Here is a 1,639-nt window from a genome sequence, read left to right as displayed (position 1 = left end):
AGGAAAAGCAGCATGAGCACCGAAAGCGCCCCCGCCCCGCACGGCAATGTCGCCGAAGAGCAGCGCGCACGCATCGCCGTCTCGGCGCTGGCCACGAACCTGCGCGAATACGGCCTGATCATCGCGCTGATCGTCATCATGCTGTTTTTCCAGTTCACCACGTCGGGAACGCTGTTCAAGCCGGTGAACCTGAGCAACCTGGTGCAGCAGAACTCGTTCATCATCGTGATGGCGCTGGGCATGCTGCTGGTGATCGTTTCCGGCTATATCGACCTCAGCGTCGGATCGGTCGCCGGTTTCATCGGCGCGCTGGCGGCAAACATGATGGTCATCTGGCAACTTGGACCGCTCAGCAATCCGCTGGTGGTTTCGATCATCTGCCTCGTCGTGGGCGGCCTGATCGGGGCGGCGCAAGGCTACTGGATCGCCTATCACAGAATACCGAGCTTCATCGTGACACTGGCCGGCATGCTGATCTTCCGCGGCATCTGCCAGGCGCTGCTGGGCGGCGGATCCTCGGTCGGTCCGCTTCCCGACGACTTCAAAATGCTCAGCTCGGGCTTCATCCCGGATGTCATCGGCCCGCTGACGCTGATCCCGCCGACGGTGAACGCGGCCGGCAAGACCATCATGGGCAGCGGCCTGACGCTGCACATGACGACGATCGTGCTGGGCCTGATCGCCGTGCTGGCCTATGCCTATTTCGGGGTGAGGACGCGTCGCAAGCGCGAACGCCATGGCTATGAGGCCGAGCCCTTTGCCCTGTTCGTCGTCAAGACGCTGGTCGCCAGCGCCCTGGCGCTGTTCCTGGTCTATGAGTTCGCCAGCTACAGAGGCCTGCCGGTCGTGCTGCTCGTCATGGGCGTGCTGATCTCGCTGTTCGTCTTCGTCACCAAGCGCATGACCATCGGCCGCCGTATCTACGCCATGGGCGGCAATGCCAAGGCCGCGCAGCTGTCAGGCATCAACACCGAGCGGCTGACGCTGATGGTGTTCATCAATATGGGCGTGCTGTCGGCGCTCGGCGGCCTGATCATCGCGGCGCGACTGGGACAGGCGGTGCCGGCCGCGGGCCTCGGCAGCGAGCTCGACGTCATCGCCGCCGTCTTCATCGGCGGCGCCTCGGCGATGGGCGGCGTCGGTCAGGTCATCGGCGCGGTGGTCGGCGGCTTCATCATGGGCGTGATGAACAACGGCATGTCGATCATGGGCGTCAATGTCGACTGGCAGCAGGTGGTCAAAGGCCTGGTGCTGCTCGGCGCCGTGATCTTCGACGTCTACAACAAGAACAAGGCTTGAACGGACTTAAGAGCAATTCCAGGAAAAGTGTGAAACGGTTTTCCGCCCGGAATTGCGCCAAGACAATGAGTTAGAGCGGTTCGCCGTTTCCGTGAAACGGTGAACTGCTCTGATCGAGGAAAGCAGGAGGCATACGATCGCGACGCTGCCGGCAACCCGCCGGTAACAGAAGTCCCTGAGGGACCAGGCCCGCGAGCGCAATCCGAACTGAGAATTTAAACCGTGGCATGGACGAGGTCCCGGCCGCGCTGAGCAAGGTTTGCCGTTTTGGCAGCCCTGCCAAGGCAAATGAGAGAGGATTCATCATGCTGATCTCCCAGATCCTTGACGACGCCGAGAC

At 62.2% G+C, this 1,639-nt stretch carries 1 protein-coding gene; it reads left to right on the top strand.

Features of this window, described 5'->3' with window-relative positions; translation table 11 throughout:
• Positions 1-12: 12 nt before the first annotated feature.
• Positions 13-1,299, top strand: a complete 1,287-nt coding sequence (gene mmsB / locus EN994_RS30395) for a multiple monosaccharide ABC transporter permease (RefSeq protein ID WP_063170017.1) — start codon at positions 13-15, stop codon at positions 1,297-1,299.
• The last annotated feature ends 340 nt before the right edge of the window (positions 1,300-1,639 follow it).

The sequence above is a fragment of the Mesorhizobium sp. M7A.F.Ca.CA.002.09.1.1 genome, assembly GCF_003998555.1.
In the GTDB taxonomy this organism is placed as follows: domain Bacteria; phylum Pseudomonadota; class Alphaproteobacteria; order Rhizobiales; family Rhizobiaceae; genus Mesorhizobium; species Mesorhizobium ciceri.
Note: the sequence above shows the minus strand (reverse complement) of the source record. Positions and strands in the feature narration are given on the sequence as shown.

Bases quoted from the DNA above. Each gene is read 5' to 3' on its own strand.
- mmsB (WP_063170017.1), top strand. From the start codon at position 13: ATGAGCACCGAAAGCGCCCCCGCCCCGCACGGCAATGTCGCCGAAGAG.